Origin of the sequence: Trinickia sp. (genome assembly GCF_051961175.1) — a bacterium.
Lineage (GTDB): Bacteria > Pseudomonadota > Gammaproteobacteria > Burkholderiales > Burkholderiaceae > Trinickia.
On the sequence record NZ_JBQCDN010000073.1, the window covers coordinates 14,897 to 36,020 of the forward strand.

The 21,124-nt window shown below is 62.2% G+C and carries 16 protein-coding genes; 13 read left to right on the forward strand and 3 right to left on the reverse strand.

Translation table 11 applies throughout. The features are described from left to right. Window positions 1–39: 39 nt before the first annotated feature. The 12 genes from ACTHL0_RS04045 (at window position 40) to ACTHL0_RS04100 (ending at window position 15,450) form a co-directional block, all read left to right on the forward strand. A complete protein-coding gene (locus ACTHL0_RS04045) occupies window positions 40–957 on the forward strand; it encodes a MotA/TolQ/ExbB proton channel family protein (RefSeq protein WP_440565301.1) in 918 nt (305 codons plus the stop codon). A 37-nt stretch (window positions 958–994) separates the two neighbouring features. Then, entirely contained in the window at window positions 995–1,417 is a 423-nt protein-coding gene (locus ACTHL0_RS04050; RefSeq protein ID WP_440538482.1) for an ExbD/TolR family protein, read from the forward strand. 17 nt (window positions 1,418–1,434) lie between these two features. Beyond that, window positions 1,435–1,863, forward strand: coding sequence for an ExbD/TolR family protein (locus ACTHL0_RS04055; protein WP_440565302.1), 429 nt, complete (start codon window positions 1,435–1,437; stop codon window positions 1,861–1,863). Between the two features lie 10 nt (window positions 1,864–1,873). Then, the gene (locus ACTHL0_RS04060; RefSeq protein ID WP_440565303.1) at window positions 1,874–3,079 is read left to right on the forward strand and encodes a tetratricopeptide repeat protein; all 1,206 of its coding nucleotides are present in this window, start codon (window positions 1,874–1,876) and stop codon (window positions 3,077–3,079) included. A 138-nt stretch (window positions 3,080–3,217) separates the two neighbouring features. Further along, window positions 3,218–5,065 (forward strand): extracellular solute-binding protein, encoded by a 1,848-nt coding sequence (locus ACTHL0_RS04065; protein WP_440565304.1) that lies wholly within the window; start codon window positions 3,218–3,220, stop codon window positions 5,063–5,065. A gap of 24 nt (window positions 5,066–5,089) precedes the next feature. Then, window positions 5,090–6,148 (forward strand): microcin C ABC transporter permease YejB, encoded by a 1,059-nt coding sequence (locus tag ACTHL0_RS04070; RefSeq protein WP_440565305.1) that lies wholly within the window; start codon window positions 5,090–5,092, stop codon window positions 6,146–6,148. Then, window positions 6,102–7,211: an ABC transporter permease gene (locus ACTHL0_RS04075; RefSeq protein WP_440565306.1), complete on the forward strand. Its 1,110-nt coding sequence runs from the start codon at window positions 6,102–6,104 to the stop codon at window positions 7,209–7,211. The genes ACTHL0_RS04070 and ACTHL0_RS04075 overlap by 47 nt, the downstream gene beginning before the upstream one ends. Further along, on the forward strand, window positions 7,211–8,854 hold the full coding sequence (locus ACTHL0_RS04080; RefSeq protein ID WP_440565307.1) for an ABC transporter ATP-binding protein: 1,644 nt from the start codon (window positions 7,211–7,213) through the stop codon (window positions 8,852–8,854). The genes ACTHL0_RS04075 and ACTHL0_RS04080 overlap by 1 nt, the downstream gene beginning before the upstream one ends. Next, window positions 8,851–10,287 carry a TldD/PmbA family protein gene (locus tag ACTHL0_RS04085; RefSeq protein WP_440565308.1) on the forward strand — a complete coding sequence of 479 codons (1,437 nt, stop codon included), beginning with the start codon at window positions 8,851–8,853 and terminating at the stop codon, window positions 10,285–10,287. The genes ACTHL0_RS04080 and ACTHL0_RS04085 overlap by 4 nt, the downstream gene beginning before the upstream one ends. Beyond that, entirely contained in the window at window positions 10,287–11,621 is a 1,335-nt protein-coding gene (locus ACTHL0_RS04090) for a TldD/PmbA family protein (protein ID WP_440565309.1), read from the forward strand. Before ACTHL0_RS04085 ends, ACTHL0_RS04090 begins: the two co-directional genes overlap by 1 nt. A gap of 53 nt (window positions 11,622–11,674) precedes the next feature. Next, window positions 11,675–14,839: a multidrug efflux RND transporter permease subunit gene (locus tag ACTHL0_RS04095; RefSeq protein ID WP_440565310.1), complete on the forward strand. Its 3,165-nt coding sequence runs from the start codon at window positions 11,675–11,677 to the stop codon at window positions 14,837–14,839. An 8-nt stretch (window positions 14,840–14,847) separates the two neighbouring features. Then, complete coding sequence (locus ACTHL0_RS04100; RefSeq protein ID WP_440565317.1) at window positions 14,848–15,450, forward strand: helix-turn-helix domain-containing protein; 603 nt, start codon at window positions 14,848–14,850, stop codon at window positions 15,448–15,450. A gap of 129 nt (window positions 15,451–15,579) precedes the next feature. Here ACTHL0_RS04100 and ACTHL0_RS04105 read toward each other — a convergent pair whose 3' ends face one another. The 3 genes from ACTHL0_RS04105 to ACTHL0_RS04115 form a co-directional block, all read right to left on the reverse strand. After that, complete coding sequence (locus tag ACTHL0_RS04105) at window positions 15,580–19,299, reverse strand: CheR family methyltransferase (protein WP_440565311.1); 3,720 nt, start codon at window positions 19,297–19,299, stop codon at window positions 15,580–15,582. A gap of 215 nt (window positions 19,300–19,514) precedes the next feature. Further along, window positions 19,515–20,033: a hypothetical protein gene (locus tag ACTHL0_RS04110; RefSeq protein WP_440565312.1), complete on the reverse strand. Its 519-nt coding sequence runs from the start codon at window positions 20,031–20,033 to the stop codon at window positions 19,515–19,517. Window positions 20,034–20,212: 179 nt separating this feature from the next. Next, complete coding sequence (locus ACTHL0_RS04115; protein ID WP_440565313.1) at window positions 20,213–20,380, reverse strand: hypothetical protein; 168 nt, start codon at window positions 20,378–20,380, stop codon at window positions 20,213–20,215. A 52-nt stretch (window positions 20,381–20,432) separates the two neighbouring features. Between ACTHL0_RS04115 and ACTHL0_RS04120 the strand changes: the two genes are divergently transcribed. Then, on the forward strand, window positions 20,433–21,124 hold a 692-nt coding region (locus ACTHL0_RS04120), incomplete at its 3' end, for a TolC family protein (RefSeq protein WP_440565314.1).

Below are 21,124 nucleotides of genomic sequence, written 5' to 3' on the forward strand. Positions count from 1 at the left end.
TTTCACGAGTTCAACGATTGAACTGAACTGGAGCAGATTATGAAGAAGCGTACCCTCGCCGCACTGGCCACCACCACGTTGCTCGCCGTTGCGACGGCCACCACCGCACTGCCGCAATTCGCCTATGCGCAAGCCAGCGACACGGCAGCCACGACGGCAACGGCCGCTGCGAGCGCCACGACCACTGCCGCGCCGCAAGCCGCGACGCCTGCAGCCGATCAGCCCGCACCGCCCCCGGCGCCGGCCGCCACCGAAACGGTCGATAACCCATACGGCCTTGGCGCCCTGTGGAAGAACGGCGATTTCGTCGCGCGCTTCGTGCTGATCCTGTTGGTCATCATGTCGATGGGCAGCTGGTACATCATGATCACGAAGTTCTTCGAACAATTCCGCGCGAACCGTCGCGCCAAGGCTGCCGACGAGCAACTGTGGAGCGCGCCGTCGCTGTCCGAAGGCGCGAAGCAGCTCGACGAATCGTCGCCGTTCCGTTTCATCGCCGAAACGGCCATCGAAGCCGGCCAGCACCACGACGAGGCGCTGCTCGAAGCCGTCGACCGCAATACGTGGATCGACGTTTCGGTCGAACGCGCGATCACGAACGTGGCGAACCGCCTGCAAGACGGTCTGGCCTTCCTCGCCACCGTCGGCTCGACGGCGCCGTTCGTCGGCCTGTTCGGTACGGTGTGGGGGATCTATCACGCGCTGACGGCGATCGGGATCGCCGGCCAGGCCTCGATCGATAAGGTCGCGGGCCCTGTCGGCGAAGCGCTGATCATGACGGCAATCGGTCTGGCCGTGGCCGTGCCGGCGGTGCTCGGCTACAACTTCCTCGTTCGTCGCAACAAGTCGGTGATGGAGCGTGTGCGCGGCTTCGGCGCGCAACTGCATACGGTGTTGCTCGCAGGCGGCAAGCGCCCGGCGCGCGCGGCTGCCCGCACCGCATCGCTCGTTCAGTAATCTCCCGTTCCGATAGTTCCGATAAGCGAGGTCCACCATGGCCATGAGCGTTGGGGGCGAGGACGACGACGAAGTCATCGCCGCCATTAACACCACGCCGCTCGTCGACGTGATGCTCGTGCTGTTGATCATCTTCCTGATCACCATCCCGGTCGTCACGCACACGGTGCCATTGCAGTTGCCCAAAGAAACGGTGCATCCGCTGCAAACGACACCGAAGAGCGTCGAAATCGCAGTCAACAAGGACGGCGACTTTTTCTGGAACGAAACGCACGTCGATGGCCCGACGCTGTTGACGAAGCTCAAGACAGTGTCCGCGATGCAGCCGCAACCGGAGATTCACGTGCGCGGCGATCAGAACACGCGCTATGAGTTCATCGGCCGCGTCATTACCGATTGCGAGCGGGCCGGCATCGCCAAGGTGTCGTTCATCACCGAGCCGCCGGCACGCGGCGGCTGATCCAAGGGGAATCGACTATGGGAATGAACGTATCCTCGGGTAGCGGCGGCGAACCGGAAGTGATGGTCGACATCAACACCACGCCGTTGATCGACGTGATGCTCGTGCTGTTGATCATGCTGATCATCACGATTCCGATTCAGATGCATGCCGTGAAGATGAATCTGCCGGTCGGCAATCCGCCGCCGCCTGCGGTTCAGCCGCAAGTCGTGCAGATCGACATCGATTTCGACGGCACGATGACGTGGAACGGTACGCCGATCCCGGATAAGGCCACGCTCGAGTCGAAGCTTTCGCAGGTGGCGGCCGAGCCGGTGCAAGACGAGATCCATGTGCGCCCGAACAAGCTCGTGCCGTATAAGGACGTGGCGGAGGTCATGGCCGCGGCGCAGCGCGTCGGCGCGACGAAGATCGGTTTGATCGGCAATGAGCAGTACATGCAATAAGGAAGTGGCAATGCGAACGATCCATCGACGGTTCAAGCAGGCTGCGCTCGCGGTGGCCAGCTGCGCGTTCCTCGCGCTGGCGGCGGTACCCGCGTCGTCCTTCGCGGCCGATACGCTTCGCCCTGAAGTGGGCAAGCCCTTGAACGACGCGCAAACGCTGTACCGCGCGCATAAGTACAAGGACGCACTCGGGAAGATCGCGCAGGCGGCGGCCGTGCCGAACAAGACCGCATACGAAACGTATATGGTCGAGGAAATGCGCGGTGCCGCGGCCATGGCCGCGGGCGATACCGGGACGGCGGCGCAGGCCTACGAAGGCTTGCTGAGCGGCGGACAGCTCAAAGGCGAGGACGAGCAGCGTGTGACCGCCACGCTGGCCGGCGTGTATTTTCAGCAGCACAACTACGCACGCGCCATTACGGTTGCCCAGCGCTATCTGAAAGCCGGCGGCACCGATCCGCAGATGCGGACGCTGCTCGTGCAGTCGTACTACCTGTCGAACGATTGCGGCAGCGTGGTGAAGCTGCTGAAGCCGACGATCGATGGCGACGTGCGCGCCGGCAGGGCGCCTGACGAATCGCAACTGCAAGTGCGGGGCACCTGCGCACAGCGCGTCAAGGATGACGCATCGTATCGCGGCGCCCTCGAAAAGCTCGTGGCTTATCACCCGAAGCAGTCGTACTGGGACGATCTTTTTGCGGCGATCCGCAATAAGCCTGGCTATTCGTCGAGCCTCGATATCGACACGTACCGGTTGCGCCGTGCCACCGGTTCGCTCACGAGCATCGACGATTACATGGAGATGACGCAGCTCGCGCTGGTCGCCAACACGCCCGCCGAGGGCAAGCAAATCATCGATCAAGGGTTCGCCTCGGGTGTGCTCGGTCACGACGCACAGGCCGATCGCGAGAAGCGTCTGCAAGCACTGGCGGCCAAACGCGTGCAAGCCGGTGTCGATAAGGCGAATCCGCCTGCCCAGATCGACGAGGGTTTCAACCTCGTATTCGCCGGCAAAGCGCAGCAAGGTCTTTCGATGATGGAAGCGGCGATTGCAAAAGGGGGACTCGATCACCCCGATCACGCGCAACTTCATTTGGGTATCGCCTATTACGTCGCCGGCCAAAAAGCCCGCGCGGTGCAAGCATTCCGTGCGGTGAAAGGCACCGACGGATCGGGCGATTTGGCCCGGCTCTGGTTGCTGGTAGCGTCGAAGTGAGGCGGCGCTAGGGGGAGCAGGCCGTCGTGCGGCAGCGATGCCCGCGACGGCCCATGCTTCGCTCTCTACCGCTCCGATGAATGGCGCGCCGTTGAATATCGGCGCGTGTCCACCCGCACTGGGAAGATGAGACCTTCAATGTTTCGCCTGGCGTTCGCGACGGCGTTCGGACTGGCGTTCGCCATGGGCGCGCAGGCCCAGCCCGATATCGCACAATTCGGCAATTTAAAATATCCGCCGAATTTTGCGCACTTCGATTATGCGGATCCCGATCAACCGAATACGGGAACGCTCAAATTCCAGAATTACGATCAGTCGCAAAGTTACGATTCGCTTAACCCGTTCATCGTGCGCGGCCAGCCGGCACCGGACGTCAGGAATCTGATGTTCGATACGCTGATGCAACGAAGCTGGGATGAGCTGGCTTCCGAATATCCGCTGATCGCCGATGACGTCGAGGTGGCGCCCGATGGGTTGTCGGCCACGTTTCATATCAATCCGAGCGCGCATTTCTCGAACGGCGATCCGATCACGGCGGCCGATGTCAAATACTCGTTCGACACCCTCAAGAGCCCGCAGGCTTTGCCGACGGTCTCGTCGCAGTTCTCGGAGATCAAGCGTGCGACGGTGCTTGACCGCTTGACCGTGCGCTTCGACTTCGTCGACAACTCGCGCGCCGCACCGTTGATCGCGGGTGACCTGCCCGTGTTCTCGCCGAAGTGGGGCATGCAGCCCGATGGCAAGCGCTTGCCGTTCGATCAGATCGCCGTGGAGCCGCCGATCGCGAGCGGCCCTTATCTCGTCGAACAACGCAAGAACGATAAGGAAATCGTCTATCGGCGCGATCCGAACTATTGGGCGGCGAACCTGCCGTCGCGCCGCGGGATGTTCCACTTCGATCGCATCGTCTTCAAGTTGTACCTCGATCAATACACGAAGCTCGAGGCGTTCAAGGCGGGCAACGACGACGTCGATCGCGAGTACAGTGCGACGCAATGGGCGCGCAAGTATGTCGGCAAGAACTTCGACAACGGGCTGCTCAGGAAAGAGACGTTCCCCGACGGCCCGGCGCAAATGCAGGGCTTCATGGTCAACACGCGCAAGCCTGAATTCCAGGATCGGCGCGTGCGTCATGCGTTGGCGCTGGCGTTCGATTACGACTGGATGAACCGTATGATGTTCTACGGCCAGTACACCCGCCTGAACAGCTTCTGGGACGCCAGCCCGTTTGGCGCGACTGGCATGCCGAGCGAGAAGGAACTGAAGCTGCTTGAGCCGTTCCGCGCGCAACTGCCGCCAGAAGTGTTCGGCCCGATGGTGCAGCAGCCGAGCACGAAGCCGCCCGGCTCGTTGCGTGCCAATTTGGTTGAGGCGCGCGAACTGCTCGGCGAAGCCGGCTGGCACTACCGCGATGGCGCACTGCGCAACGCCGCGGGGGAGCCGATGAAGATCGAGATCATGGATGACGAGCCGGGCTTCGATCGCCTGTTGATTCCTTATACGCAGGCCTTGCAAACGCTGGGCATCGATGCGCATATGCGGGAAATCGACAGCGCGCTCTATCAAAAGCGGCTCGACAGTTTCCAGTTCGATATGACGACTTACATCTATCCACCCGTCACGATTCCGGGCATCGAGCTCGAGCGCCGCTTCGGCAGCAAGGCCGCATCGGAGATTGGATCGGAGAACTTCCCGGGGATTCGCTCGAAGGCAGTCGATGCGCTCGTGCACGCGGCCGTTTCCGCGACCAACCTCGAAGATCTCGAAGCGGCCACCCGGGCGCTCGATCGCGTGCTGATCAACGAGTACTACGTGGTGCCGCAGTATTACGAACGCAATGTCCGGATCGGCTATAAGACGACGATCGGCCACCCGCGCGTGACGCCCGACTCGTATCAATCGGAAGACTGGATCATCGATTACTGGTTCCCGAGGCCACGTGGTGCCACGACCGTCAAGACCTCGGCTTCGGCCGCGGCGCATTGAGTTGCCGGAACACTGAGGAGTCCTATGTTCGCCTACATTCTCAGACGCTTGTTGCTGATGATTCCGACGCTGATCGGAGTGGTCTCGCTGACATTCGTCGTGACGCAGTTCGTTCCCGGCGGCCCCGTGGAGCAGATGGTCACGCAATTGCGTCACGGCCGGGCCAACCATGGCGGTGACGGCGGCGGGGGCGGGGGCGGCGGCTACCATGCCAGCCAGGGTGTCGATCCGCAGCAGATCGAGCAGATCAAGAAGCAGGTCGGCTTCGACAAGCCGCCGCTCACGCGGTACTTCCTGATGCTCAAGCACTACGCCACGTTCGACCTGGGCCAATCGTACTTTCAGCATGAGAGCGTCTGGGGGGTGATCAAGGAGAAACTGCCCGTTTCGATCTCGCTCGGCCTTTGGACGATCATCCTGACGTATGCGGTTTCCGTGCCGCTTGGGATTGCGAAAGCCGTTCGCAACGGCTCGCGCTTCGATGCGGTCACGAGCGTCCTGGTGCTGATCGGCTATGCGATTCCGGGCTTCGTGCTCGGTGTGCTGCTGCTGATGCTGTTCGGCGGCGGTACGTTCTGGGACGTGTTTCCGATGCGTGGGCTGACGTCCGATAATTTCGACGACCTGACGACATTCGGCAAGGTGCTCGATTATCTTTGGCACATGGTGCTGCCCGTCACGGCATCGGTGGTCGGCAATTTCGCGATCGTCACGATCCTCACGAAGAATACGTTCCTCGAGGAAATCGGCCGGCAATATGTGCTGACGGCCCGTGCCAAGGGCGCGCCCGAGCGCGACGTGCTGTGGAAGCATGTGCTGCGCAATGCGGCCATTCCGTTGCTCACCGGCCTGCCGGCTGCTTTCGTCGGCGCCTTTCTGAATGGCAATTTGCTGATCGAGACGTTGTTCTCCCTCGACGGCATGGGCCAGCTCTCGTACGACTCGGTGATTCGCCGCGACTACCCCGTAGTGCTCGGCTCGCTGTTCCTGTTCACCTTGATCGGCCTCGTAACCAAACTGATTGCTGACGTCTGCTATGTCCTCGTCGACCCCCGCATCCAATTCGACCGCATGGACCGCTAAGCCGGTCCTCGCGCCGGTCGCGTCGATCTCGCCATGGCGGCGCACGTGGCTGCGCTTCAAGCGCGAGCGGCTGGGCTACTGGAGCCTTGTCATCTTCATTTCGCTGTTCGCGATCAGCTTGATCGGCGAAGTGCTGTGCAACGACAAGCCGCTCGTCGTTCGCTACGAAGGCCACTACTACTTTCCGATCGTGAAGGAGTACCCGGAGACGCAGTTCGGCGGTGATTTCCCCGCCAAGACGAACTACCTCGATCCGTATATTCGTTCGCATATCGAATCGAACGGCAACTTCGCGATCTATCCGCCGAACCACAACTACTACGACACGATCGATTACTTCGCCGTGCGGCCGTTTCCGGCGCCGCCGTCCGCGTCGAACTGGCTCGGCACCGATCAGTTCGGCCGCGATGTGCTCTCGCGGCTGCTGTACGGGTTCCGAGTGTCGGTGTTGATGGCACTGGCGCTCACGATCTCGGGCGTGTTTTTTGGCGTGCTGACCGGGGCATTGCAGGGCTTTTATGGCGGTAAGACCGATTTGATCGGCCAGCGGCTGATCGAGATCTGGAGTTCCATGCCCGATCTTTATCTGTTGATCATCTTTGCATCGATCTTTGAGCCGACGCTGTGGCTGCTCTTTATGTTGCTCTCGATGTTCGGGTGGCTCGTGCTGTCCGATTACGTGCGCGCCGAATTTCTGCGCAACCGTTCGCTCGACTATGTGAAGGCTGCGCGGACGATGGGGCTCTCGAATTGGCAGATCATTTGGCGCCACGTGCTGCCCAACAGCCTGACGCCCGTGATTACGTTCCTGCCGTTTCGGATGAGCGCGGCGATTCTGTCGCTCACGAGCCTCGACTTCCTCGGGCTGGGCGTGCCGCCGCCTACGCCGAGCCTGGGCGAGCTGCTGCAGGAAGGTAAGAATAATCTCGATGCATGGTGGATCTCGGTGTCCGCGTTTGCAGCGCTCGTGATTACGCTGCTGTTACTGACGTTCATGGGCGATGCGTTGCGCAATGCGCTCGATACGCGCAATCGCGGCTCGGCTTTCGGAGGGGCGAAGTGATGAAGATGAAGACAAGCCCTTTGCTCAGCATCGAAAACCTGTCGATCAGCTTCGGCACGAAGCAGTGCGTGCACGAGCTGAATTTGGCGATCGCTCGCGGCGAGCGGGTGGCGCTCGTCGGCGAATCGGGATCGGGCAAGAGCTTGACGGCGCTGTCGATCCTGCGGCTGCTGCACCAGGCGACGGTGTCGGGCCGCATCCTGTTCGAAGGCGAGGATTTGCTGGCCAAGACCGAGCAGCAGATGCGCGGCGTTCGCGGTGCCGATATCGCCATGGTGTTCCAGGAGCCGATGACGGCGCTCAACCCGCTCTACACGGTGGGCAAGCAAATCTCCGAAAGCCTGCGGTTGCATGAGGGGCTGCGGCCCAACGCGGCGCGAGCGCGCGGTATCGAACTGCTGCGCCGCACCGGTATTCCTGAGCCCGAGCGCCGCATCGATAGTTTTCCGCACCAGCTTTCGGGCGGCCAGCGCCAACGCGCGATGATCGCGATGGCGCTCGCCTGCCGGCCCAGGTTGCTGCTGGCCGATGAGCCCACCACGGCGCTCGACGTGACGGTGCGCCAGCAAATCGTCGATCTTCTGATCGAGCTGCAGGAACAAGAGGCCGCCGAGCGCGGTATGGCCGTGCTCCTGATTACGCACGATCTGAATCTGGTGCGGCGCTTCGCCCAGCGCGTAGCCGTGATGGAAAAGGGTGTGCTCGTCGAAACGAATACGACCGAGGCCCTGTTCGGCAATCCGCAGCATCCCTATACGAAACGTTTGCTCGATAGCGAGCCGCGTCGATGCGTCGATCCGGTACCGGCCCAATCGAAGCGGGTACTTGAAATCCAGGGGCTCGCCGTCGACTATCGTACGAGCGCGAAGGGGCTGAAGTCATTGTTCGGCAGCGCGAAGTTCCGCGCACTCCAGGACGTCGATTTGACGTTGCTGCGGGGTGAGACGCTTGGGATCGTCGGTGAATCGGGTTCCGGCAAATCCACGCTCGCTGCGACGGTGCTCGGTCTCCAGCGCGCGGCATCCGGTGAAATACGCATCGGCGGCCGGCCGCTCGCAAGCTATCGCTCGTCGAGCGCCGAATGGTGTGCACTGTGCGCCCGGATGCAGGTGGTGTTTCAAGATCCGTTCGGCTCTTTGTCGCCACGCATGACGATCGAACAGATTGTTGGCGAAGGTCTGCGCGTGCATAAGCCGAATCTTGGTGCGCAAGAGAGAAAGGACCGCGTGGTGGGATTGCTGGAGGAAGTGGGGCTGCCAGCCGACGCGTTGCTCCGCTATCCGCATGAGTTCTCGGGTGGCCAGCGGCAGCGGATTGCGGTCGCACGCGCCTTGGCGGTCGAGCCGGAACTCCTCGTGCTCGACGAACCGACGAGCGCGCTCGATGTTTCCGTCCAGCAGCAAGTCCTGGCGCTGCTGACGCGCCTGCAAAAGAAGTACGGGCTCAGCTATCTGTTCATTACGCACGACCTGGCTGTCATGCGGGCGATGGCGCATCGCGTCGTCGTGATGAAGTCGGGCCGCATCGTGGAGTCCGGCGATACGCTCGACGTGTTGCGTGCGCCAACCCACCCTTATACGCAATCGCTGCTCGCGGCATCCATGCAGATGCCCGAAGCGGACGCCAGCGAGGCTATCGCATGATCGACGAACAGTGGACACGGTCGGCCGCCGCCTTAAAAGGCGACGCCGAGTTCTGGTCGCTCCGGATCGTGGACGATCGCACGGATGAGCACGCCGTCCGTAACGACGTCGCACAGCCGTATGCAACGATCCGCGACCGCGGCGCGCTGTTGACGGCTTGGTGCGGCGCCGGTGCGGGCTATGCGGCGACGGCCGACTTATCGAAGACAGGGCTGCAAGCAGCGTTGGATGTCGCAAGCGCGCGGGCGCGCGCATCGGCGGCCGTGACGCTGATCGACCATCGCAGCGCGCCACGGCCTACCGTGAGCGGCAGCTACGTTTCGCCCAATGCGGAAGCTGCGTTGCCGGCGCGCAGCGAGTGGATCGAGCGTCTGGCGCACGAGTGCGCGGCCGCGGCGATCGACGCGCGGATCGTCGAACGCACGGCCGGTATGCGAGTGGCGCATAGCGATCAACTTTACGTAACGAGCGACGGCGTTCGCATCGAACAGCGGTTTCGATACCTGATGCCGCAAATGACGGTCGTGGCGCACGCGAACGGGGATACGCAGGTGCGCACGCTCGGCGGCTTCCAATCGCTGCTCGCGCAAGGCGCGATGGAGATTTTGGCGCGCTATCGCTTCGAGGGTTCCGGCGCGGCTCTGGCGGACGAAGCCCTGCAATTGCTCGCCGCGCCGAATTGCCCCTCGGGCGTGCGCGATTTGTTGTTAATGCCCGACCAGATGATGTTGCAGATTCATGAATCGATCGGTCATCCGCTGGAACTCGATCGGATCCTGGGCGACGAACGCAACTTCGCCGGCTCGAGCTTCGTGACGCCCGATATGTTCGGCCACTACCGCTACGGATCGGATCTGCTGAACGTAACGTTCGATCCGTCGCTGCCGGAGCAGGCCGCTTCCTATGCGTTCGACGACGAAGGGGCGCAGGCCCGCAAGCAGTATTTGATTCGAAACGGCATGCTGGAGCGTCCGCTGGGCGGTACGTTGTCGCAACAGCGTGCGCGGCTGGCGGGCGTGGCGAATTCGCGTGCGTTGAACTGGAATCGCGCGCCGATCGATCGCATGGCTAACCTGAACATCGAACCGGGCGAGAGCCGTTTGGAGGACATGATCGCGGGCATCGAGCACGGGATCCTCATGCGGACGAACACGTCCTGGTCAATCGACGACCGCCGCAACAAGTTTCAATTCGGCTGCGAGTTCGGCCAACTGATCGAGAACGGGCGGCTCACGACGGTGGTCAAGCAGCCGAACTATCGCGGCGTTTCGGCCAGCTTCTGGCGCAGTCTGAAAGCCGTCGGCAACGATGCGACGCGCGAAGTGTACGGCACGCCGCTGTGCGGCAAAGGCGAACCCGCGCAGGTCATCCACGTCGGGCATGCGTCGCCGGCTTGCGTATTTGCAGACGTCGACGTGTTCGGAGGCGCGTAATGGCGACATTCGATTGGCAGCGCCACTTCGGTGCACTCGCGCAAGAGGTGGAGCGGCTGCGTGAAGGCAGCGAAGTCACGCTGCTTTCGCTTTCCGCGGAAAACTCGGAATTCATTCGCTTCAATCAGGCCAAGGTTCGGCAAATCGGCACGGTGTCGCAGGGGAAGCTGACGCTGCGCCTGATCGACGGCGCACGCCAGGCCTATTCGACAATGACGGTGGGCGGCCAACTGGAAGCCGACCTGCAAGAGGCGTCGCAGGCGCTCGAGGTGCTGCGCGCGAGTTTGCGCGATGCGCCTGAAGATCCTCACCTGTTGTTCGGGCAGTCGCATTGGACGCAATCGACAGAGCGCGCCGGCCGCCTGCCGGAGCCGCAACGGCTCGTGCGGACGGTGGCTGAATGCGCCCATGGGCTCGATTTCGTCGGGTTTTATGCGGGCGGCACGATCGCGCGCGGCTTTGCATCGTCGATCGGCAGCCGGGGATGGTACGAAGTCGATAACTTCAATTTCAGCTGGTCGCTCTACGATCGCAGCGGGCGTGCGATCAAGAGCGAATACGCCGGCGATGCCTGGGACGAAGCCGTTTTCACGCATAAGCTCGAACAAGCCGCTTCGCGGCTGCCGATTCTGGGCAGCGCGCCGCGCGTGCTCGCGCCGGGCCGTTACCGGACGTATTTCACGCCGTCGGCGTTGGGCGCGCTGATCGAGAGCGTCGCATATGAAGGGTTTTCGGCGCGTCAGCACGCGACATCGCGCAGCGTGCTCTACAAGCTGCATCAAGGCGAGGCAACGTTCGATCCCCGTGTGACGATGACCGAGGACCTCGGCCTCGGGATCACACCGGGCTTCAACGCCGACGGCTATGTGCGCGAGAGCGTGCCGCTCGTGGCCAGCGGCCGTAGCGCCGATCGCCTCACGGATGCGCGCAGTGCGCGTGAGTACGGGCTCAAGCCAAACGGCGCGCTGGCCGAGGAACCTACCTCGTCGCTGATGATGGAAGGCGGCGACTTGCACGCGGACGACATCCTGTCCGCGCTCGATACCGGTCTTTACGTCGGCAACCTTTGGTACGTCAATTTCTCGGATCGCATGCATTGCCGGATGACAGGTATGACGCGCTTCGCCACGTTCTGGGTGGAGCACGGTCGCATCGTGGCGCCTGTGGAGGCGATGCGTTTCGACGATAGCTTGTACCGTCTGCTCGGCGATCAACTCGAACGGCTCGATGCCGAGCCGGAACTCATGCTCAACGATTCGACCTGGGGCGAGCGGGCCACGGGCGGAATGAAAGTGCCGGGGGTACTCGCGAAGTCGTTCGAACTGACGCTTTGAACTAACGGTTCTCATGCGCGACAACAATAAACCGAGACAGCTGAGGGTGGCACGTGCCGTCATTTTTTATCGATCGTCCCGTTTTCGCCTGGATCGTTGCGCTCGCGATCATTGTCACCGGCGTGTTGGCGTTGCCGATGCTGCCCGTGGCGCAGTATCCGCGGCTTGCCCCGCCGCGCGTCGTGATCGCCGCGTTTTATCCCGGCGCATCGGCGGAGGAGGTGGACAGCAATGTCGCCAGCCTGATCGAGCAGAGCCTTGACGGTGCCGATGGTCTTCAGTACTACGAAACGACGAGCGACGCGCTTGGCAATCTTGAAATCGACGTGACGTTCGATCCCGGGACGAACCCGGACATGGCGATGGTCGATGTGCAGAATCGATTGAAGCAGGTCGAATCGCGTTTGCCTCAGCAAGTCGTGCAGCAGGGCATCAGCGTATTCAAGGCGGCGAATACGTTTCTGATGCTTGTGACGCTCGTATCGACGGACGGCAGACGGGATTCGACCGCACTCAGCGATTACCTGAACCGCTTCTTGCTGCGCGAGCTCAAACGCACGCCGGGCGTCGGCTCGGCGCAATTGTGGGACGCCGATCGCGCGATGCGGGTCTGGCTCGACCCGATGAAACTGCGCGAATACGGCCTCTCGGCGGCCGATGTCAATGCGGCGATCCAGTCGCAGAACGCAACGGTGACGGCCGGCGCGATCGGCGATGCCCCGGCGGTGCAGGGGCAGGCGATTACAGCATCGGTCAGTGTACATGGTCAACTGCGTACACCGGAAGAATTCGCGGCAATCGTGCTCAAAGCGCAGCCCGACGGCTCCGTCGTGCGGCTGGGCGACGTCGCGCGTGTCGAGCTGGGGGCCGACGGCTACACGTTCTGGTCGCGGTTGAACGGCAAAACGGCGGCCACGGTCGGGATTCAGCTCGGGCCGCTTGGCAATGCGCTCGCAACGTCGAATGCGATTCACAAACGGATCGCCGAATTGTCGAAGACGCTGCCGCCCGGCATCGCCGTGGAAATCCCGTTCGACGGTGCGCACTTCGTCAAGATCGCGATCAGCGAAGTCGTGTTGACGCTGCTCGAAGCTATCGTGCTGGTCTTCTGCGTCATGTGGCTGTTCTTGCGCGATCTGCGCTATACGCTCGTGCCCACGGTCGTCATTCCGGTAGCGCTGATGGGCGCGTTCGCGGCGATGTACGTGTTCGGCCTGTCGATCAACGTGTTCACGCTGTTCGGGCTCGTGCTTGCGATCGGCATTCTCGTCGATGATGCGATCGTCGTCGTCGAGAACATCGAACGGATCATGCGCGACGAAAGGCTCGGGCCGCGTGACGCGACACGCAAGGCGATGGCGCAGATCGGCGGCGCGATTGTCGGCGTCACGGCCGTGCTGACGTCTGTGTTCGTGCCGATGGCGTTTTTCTCGGGCGGGGTGGGCGGCATCTATCGGCAGTTCTCGATCGCGATGATCGCGGCGATTCTCGTGTCGGCGTTCATGGCGCTTTCGTTGGCGCCCGCGCTTTGCGCGAACTTGCTCAAAGCGCCCGGCGACAAAGCGCACACGGGGAAGGGATTCGCCGGGAAGTTTCTGGCTGGGTTCGAGCGTGCATCGGATGGCTATCGCGGCATGATCGCGCGATTCATGCGATCGCCGAAGCGGTTGTTCGCCATTCACCTTGCGTTGATTGGCGCGGGGGCGGTCATGTACGCCTCGCTGCCCGGGGGCTTTTTGCCGACGGAGGATCAGGGGCAGCTTCAGGTCATGGTGCAATTGCCGCCGGGTGCTTCGCAGCAACGGACCTACGGCGTGATCCGGCAAGTGGAGAATATCCTTCATCAACAAAGCGCGATTGCGAATGTGACGACCGTGATCGGATGGAGCTTTTCCGGTAGCGGGCCGAATGTTGGAATGGCGTTCATCGACCTGAAGGATTGGTCGAAGCGGAAGCTTGGCGCGCTGGCTTTGCGCGATTCGCTCAATGAGTCGTTTCAAGAGATTCGCGACGGTGACGTCATCGCGCAATTGCCGCCCTCGGTGCCCGGCTTGGGACACGCCGAAGGGTTCACGTTCCACCTTGAAAATCGTGGTGGGATGAGCCGGGCGGATTTCGACGCGGCGCGTGAACGTCTGCTCGAACTGGCGAAGAAGAGCCCGGTGTTGTCCGATGTGCATTCGGAGACGTTGCCCGATGCCCCGCGTGTCGTTCTCGATATCGATCGTGCAAAGGCGTATGCGATGAACGTCTCGTTCGATGCGATCCAGGCCACGCTCGCGAGCACGTTTGGGACCACGTATGTCGATGATTACCCGGCAGGCGGACGGATGCTGCGCGTGCTGGTTGCGGCGGATTCGCCTGCGCGGATGACGGATGCGGATTTGTTGAATTTGTCGGTGCCCAACACACTGGGCAAGATGGTGCCGTTTTCGGCGTTCGCATCGCTCAACTGGTCGCGCGGCCCGATCATGCTTGCCCGCTACAACGGTTACCCGTCGCTCGATGTGACGGGGCGTGCCGCGGACGGCTACAGCTCCGGTGCGGCCATGGCCGAAATGGAACGGCTGGCGGCGCGGTTGCCGCAGGGCACCGCTTCTGACTGGGCCGATGCGGCGCTTGCCGAAACGCAGGCCGCGCGCCAAACGCCACTGTTGATCGGGCTCTCGCTGCTGGCGGTTTTTATGGCGCTTGCAGCGCTTTACGAAAGCTGGGCGATTCCGCTGTCGGTACTGATCGTCGTGCCGCTCGGCATGATCGGCGCCGTTGCGGCGATGCACTTGCGCGGCTTGCCGAACGACATCTACTTCAAGATCGGGCTCGTGACGGTCATCGGTCTTGCGGGCAAGAATGCGATTTTGATCGTGCAGTTCGCGCGGGATGCGCAGGCGCGCGGCGCGGCACTTGTGGATGCGATCGTGCGGGCCTGCGCGATGCGCTTCAGGCCGATCGTGATGACCTCCGCGGCGTTTTTGCTGGGCGTGGTGCCACTCGTGTTTTCGAGTGGCGGCGGAGCCGAGAGCCGTCATTCGATTGGGACGGGCGTGTTCGGCGGCGTGATTGCGGCGACGGTGCTGGGGCTGGTTTTCGCACCGATTGCGTTTTATATCGTGATGCGCGCCACGGGCAACGATAGGCGGCCCGGCGCAACGCCGCCGGATCGGGTGGGCGATGCGGCGGGAGAACGCGTGCCCGATCCGGAAACGGAGCCCTCGTGAAAGACCGCATGGGACGACACCGGAAAACCTATGAGCGCGGCGCGTGGCTGGAGCAAGAGCGGCCGAGTTCAACGGTGCTCGGGCCGAAGATTCGTTCGCTGCGGCAGCATCTGTCGCTGACGCTCGAGGAAGTGGCCACGAGCGCCGGTATTTCCACGCCGTTTTTATCGCAGGTCGAACGCGGTCTCGCGCGGCCATCGGTGACGACGTTGATGGCGATCGCACGCGTGCTCGGCGTCAAGATTCAATACCTGCTCGATGCGCCGCGTGAGGAGCGATACGTGGCGCGTGGGGACCGGTTGACGTTCTTTGGGTTCGCCGGTGCGGATAATCGCTTTGCGCGATTGACGCAAGTGACCGAGAGCGGGCAGATGGAGGCGCTGCTTGTGCGCATTCCTGCGGGGCAGCAACTCGATGAAATTACGGCGCGTGCGGGGGAGCAGTTCTGGTATGTGCTGTCGGGGACGGTGACGCTGACGTTGGAAGGGAAGACGTATGTGTTTAGTGAAGGCGATTCGGCGCACTACGATTCGACCGATGCACACCATTGGCATAACACCGGCGAGCGCGATGCGCTGTTGATGTGGGTGGGGACGCCGAGTTTGTTGTAGGGTGTCCCGCCACGAACAGCTTTCAAGGGCCATTGGAATGCAGGTCTCCGGAACCGGTGGACTGTGGGTCTTCTCACGTGTTGTAAGGCTCTTTTCCGCTGGAGCGCGCCCCCGCGCTCCAGCAACGCCTTACTTCGACCGCACCCGCGCAATAGCGCTCAACAGCGCATCGAGCATCACGGGCTTCGTCAAATGCGCATCGAAGCCCGCTTGCGTGGCCTCTTCAACGTCCGACGGCCGGCCGAAGCCACTGAGCGCAATCGCCTTCACCGCTTGCATATCGGGCCTCTGACGCACGGCTTCGATAAACGCCAACCCGCTCATGCCAGGCATGCCCAAGTCCGACAAAATCAACGACGGCGGCTGTTTGTTCAATGTGTCGAGCGCCTCTTCCCCGCTCGTCGCGACCGTCACCGAAGCGCCTTCCATTTCAAGCAGAAGCCGGAACGTTTCGACGGTATCCTCGTCATCATCGACCAGCAGGACATGCTCGCCTTTCAAGAACGTAGTGGGAGCAAGCCCTTTCCCGTCACGGGCGACCGGCTCGACCACCCGCGGCAGTTTGACGGTGAAGGTCGCGCCATGTCCGATTCCATCCGAGTGCGCATGCACTTCGCCGCCATGCACGGCAACCAGATCCTTCACGAGCGACAGCCCGATGCCCAGCCCGCCGCGCACCGCTGAAGCGCTGCTGCGGCTCTGCTCGAACATCTCGAAGATGTTCGGCAGCGCGGCGCGATCGATGCCGACGCCGTTATCCGTGATGGTCAGGACTGCATACTGATCGTCGAGCGCGAGCTGTACGATGATCTTGCCGTCGCCATCGGTGAATTTCAGGGCGTTGCTGATGAGATTCCACACGATCTGCTCGATGCGCGTCAGATCGGCATGAATCGCCACCGGGCCATCCGGCACCGAGAGCCGGAAATCGATGTCCTTGCGCTCGGCTTCATCCTGCATCGTATGGCTGATACGCTGCACGACTTCCTTCAGATCGATTGGCCTGCGCGTGATCGACAGCTTGCCGGTACGCAGGCGCGACATATCGAGCAAATCGTCGATGATCTGCGCCTGGCCCAGGACGGTACGGCGAATGGTGTCGGCGGCGCGCGAAATCGTGGCGTTCGTGCGCGCTTCGGCAGACCGGCCAATGAGTTCGGTGCTGGCGGTGATCAGGTTCAGCGGATGTTTCAACTCGTGCGACACGACGGCCAGGAACTCGTCGCGCCGCCGTTCGACTTCACCGACACCCGCCTGGCCCACATTGCGCAGCCGCTCCTCGGCGGTGCGACGCGACGTAATGTCGATGAATGAAAGCACCGCGCCATCGATGCGGTTTTCCGTCGTGCGATACGGCAGGATGCGAGCAAGGTACCAGCGCCCATCGGTGCTCTTCAGCTCGCGCTCGATCAAACGAAGCGAGCCGAACGCTTCGGCGGCGTCGTCGGCCAATTTGTCGTATTCGAGCCGGTGCGTGATATCGAGCAGCGAGCGGCCGATATCGGTCGCGGTAATGCTGAAGACGTCGGCCGCACGCGGTGTGTAGCGTTTGATCGCCAGATTGCGATCGACGAAGATCGTGCCGATGTCGTTCGCCATGACGAGGTTCTGTAAGTCGTCGTTGATCTTGCCGGTCTCTTCCACCTTCGCCTTCAACTCGGCTTTGACCGTCGTCAGTTCCTCATTGATCGCCTGCAATTCTTCCTTGCTTATTTCCAGCTCTTCGGTGGCCGAGCGCAATTCTTCGTTGATCGCCTGCAGTTCCTCGTTCGACGCTTTGAGCTCTTCCGTCGATGTTTCCGAATGTTCGATCGTGGCCTGCAGCTGTTCCCGCGTGCGCTGCAACTCGCGTTCGAGCTGCGCGATGATCGGGTCGCGCTGGTTTTCCGGAACGGCCTCGTCCACTTCACCGACGCTGTCTTCCACCTCGTCAAACAAGATCAGAACGAAATCGGCGTTGGCGTCCGGATCGTGCACCGGGCGGGCTGTCATCTTGACGAAGTACGAGCGGCCGTCGCGATCGAGGCGCACGCGCCGAGACTCTACGCTGACGTCGGCCTGAAGCGCTTGATAGATCGCCGAGCGCAATTCGAGGCGCAACTCGCGCCGCACGACAGTCAGGATGTTGTGGGACGGTTCTCCTCCCACGTATTGCAGGAAGCGCCCGGCACGGTCCGACAAATGCACGATCTCGGAATCACGGTTCACGAGCACGCTAGGCGGCGCGTGCTGCTCGACGACACGCTGATGCAATTCGCCGAACGAGAATTTGCGCTTGCCCGTCGGTTGCAGATGCATGAACGTCGGGCGTGCGTTGAGCGCACCGGGCGCCGTGACCGGCACGGGCGTATCGGTGCGCACCGCGATGCTGGCGCGGTAGACGCGCGCCTTTTTGTCGACGACGGTGAACAAGCCGCCCGCGCTATCGGCCGTCTCCGAACTGCCGAGAAACAGATAAGAATTCGGACGCAGCGCGAAATGGAACGTGCGCAACGTATCGATCTGCGCTTCCCGATCGAGGTAAATCAATAGATTGCGGCAGCAAACGAGATCGAGACGCGAGAAGGGCGGATCGCTCAAGACGTTGTGCAGGGCGAACAGCACGCGTTCGCGCAACGCTTTCTTGATACGGTAGTGATCGCCGTCTTTCGTAAAAAATTGCCGCAAATGATTGGGGTCGACATCCGCCGCAATCGATGCCGGATAAAGCCCTTCGCGCGCGGTGGCGATCGCCCGCGCGCTGATATCGGTGGCGAACACTTGAAACGGCACTTGATCGCGCGTGCGCGACGACGCCTCTTGCAGCATCATCGCCACCGTATACGCTTCCTCGCCGGTGGCGCAGCCCACGACCCAGACGCGGACCGGTTCCTCGGGCCGGCGATTGTCGAAAATCGCGGGCATCACCTGATCTCTGAGTACGTCGTAGGCGTCTTTATCGCGGAAGAAGTTCGTGACGCTGATCAGCATGTCCTGCAGCAGCGTCGCGGTTTCTTCGGGGTGCGTTTGCAGAAAGTCGCGATATTGCTGGAGCTCGGAGAGCCCATTCACCTGCAAGCGGCGCTCGATCCGGCGCAGCACCGTGGCGCGCTTGTAATGGCGGAAGTCGTGCCCGGCGTGATTGCGCAAGATCATCATGACTTCGCGCAACGTTCGCTCGATGTTCCCCCTCCCCGCGCTGGGCTCGACGGCCTCGCGTTCGTCCTCGTCTGCGCCTGCTGGTACCCGTGCAAGACGGATCTTCTTCGCATTGGCCCACAGCTCGAGCATCCGTTGCGGCATCTCGGTTGCATCGAGCCGGAAGTCGATCGCGTTCGTGATGCTCGGCGGCCAGGACGGGCTTTCGGCCCGCGACGAAGGTTTGTTTTGCGCGAACGTGACACCGCCGAATTCCTTCAGGCGGGTAAAGCCAAGCGTGCAATCGGTATTCACGCCGGCGAGCACGACACCGATCGCCCGCTCGCCATAAGCCGTGGCCAGCGAATCGAAGAAAACGTCGATCGGGTAGCGCCGCTCTTGCTCACCGCGCGACGGGACGGTTCGCAACTCGTATTCGACGATGGTACAGACCAACGGCGGTTCGATGACGTAGATATGGTCCGGTTCGATGCGCATCGTTTGGCGCACCGGAACCACGGGCAGTGAAGTGGCGGGCCGCAGCGCGGTATCCAACGAATGCTCAGGCTCGATCGGCGCCCGGAGTACGACGATGAACGCGGCACCCGGCTGGGCGGGCATCGCGTGAAAGAACTGCTTGAGCGCGTCGATGTCTTCCGCTGATGCGTCGATCCCTACCACCGGGAACGCGAATCGGTTCGGCAGCGAGCGTCCTGGGCTTTGATCGGACATAATGATCTGTCTGATGAGGCGCAGCACGCGCGCGGCGCCGGCTCGATCGCGACAGACGGAGAGAAGGCTGCGCGATGACGCTAGACGACGCTCCGGCACGGCCGAAGCCGCGCGTGGCCTATTGGTTTGTCGGTGAATTCATTCAAGCACATATGATACGCGGCCTCGTACGGGTTACGTGCGGTTTCACTCGTCACGCTCATTCGCTGCCACCCTCATTCCAATGTCGGCGCTGCGCCGCTGCCCGTCCGCGCATGCGCCGCGCGCAGCAATACGTTCAGCGAGCGGCCAAGCGGCATGCCGCCCAGCACGCCCCAGATAGCAAATGAAAGGAATTCGAAAGAATATGTCTCGCTCCCGGGGAGATGGGCGGCCAGCGCATAGTGCTGGGCGAAATCAACGCAGAACGATAGCAGCAGGGTGACGAGCAAGGCCGGATCGCCAGGAAGCCTGACCATCAGTCCGTCCTGCGTGGCATCGAACCGCAATCGCCAGCGGCTCGCGTGCAGCCACCCCAGTGCCGCGCCGAGCGCCAGTGCGATGAGTGCCGCTCCCTGCGCCGCCAGGTTCGCGTCGGGAAATAGGCGATGAAGACTCGCCGTGCCGAGGCCGAGGAAAACGAACGGAAAGACGAGCGTGCGCTCCGGCCGTACCGTGCGTGGGAAGCAGCGCCGCGCGCCGAGATAGATCAACACGCACAAGAGCACGTAGACATAGGCCGGAATGTGAAACATGGAAATCGCTCCTTCTTTAACGTATGTGTTCCGCGCATTTTCGCCAGAGGTAATGGTCAGTGCAGTGTATTGATGCGCCGATACGCGACGTGCGACATGCGATGAATCGCATTCGGCGGCGACGGGCCGCATTGTGCCGCGACGAATGGAACGCCCTGTTCCGGTACACAATCAACGCTTCACTGAATCTCGTAGTGAAAGTCTGGGGTGACGGCGGGCGACAGTCGCTGACATGAAAGAAAGCGATGTTTGGCTTTAATCATGATGACGAATGCGACTATCGTCGGCAGTTTGCGGGCGTTATACTCGGTGCCGCATTTGATTGCCCGACAGATAGCCAGTTTCATCGTTCCTCCGCAGCTGAATCGGGGGGAATACGTTGAACAGCCCATTCGGAATATGGAAAAGAACGAGCGTGGCCAATTGCGCCGGTGGATGCGCGCCCGCGGCCTGTCTGCACCGCGCGCCAGCATCTCGACGGCCATTCTTTCGCTTGTTGCCGTGCTGGCGTGCGGCGGCTGTGCCGTAGGCCCTGATTTCAAAGCGCCGGAAGCGCCTGCGGCCAAAGGCGTGACGAGCGAGCCGTTGCCCGTGCAGACACAAGCCACGCCCGTCGCCGGCGGCGAAGCCCAACGTTTCGACCCCGCCGCAGCGCTGCCATCGCAGTGGTGGAAAGCCTATCGATCCGATCGGCTCGACCGCCTCGTCGCACAGGCGTTCGCCAATAGTCCGACGATCGCCTCGGCTCAAGCGTCGCTGCGGGTGGCGCAGGAGCAAGTCAATGCGCAGCGCGGCGGCTTGTTTCCGACTATCGGCGGCACGGCCAGCGCCGCGCGGGAAAAGCTGAACGGTGCGGCTCAAGGGTTTCCGCAGGCCGGCAGCTTTCTTTTTACGCTTTACAACGCGTCGGTGAGTTTGTCATACGACTTCGACGTTTTTGGCGGCGTGCGGCGCGGTATCGAGGCGCAAGAAGCCGGGCGCGATGCGCAGCGCGAGGAATTGCAGGCCACCTACCAAACCCTTGCCGCGAATGTCGTGACGACGGCCGTGCTCGAAGCGTCGCTGCGCGCGCAGATTGATGCGACGCATGA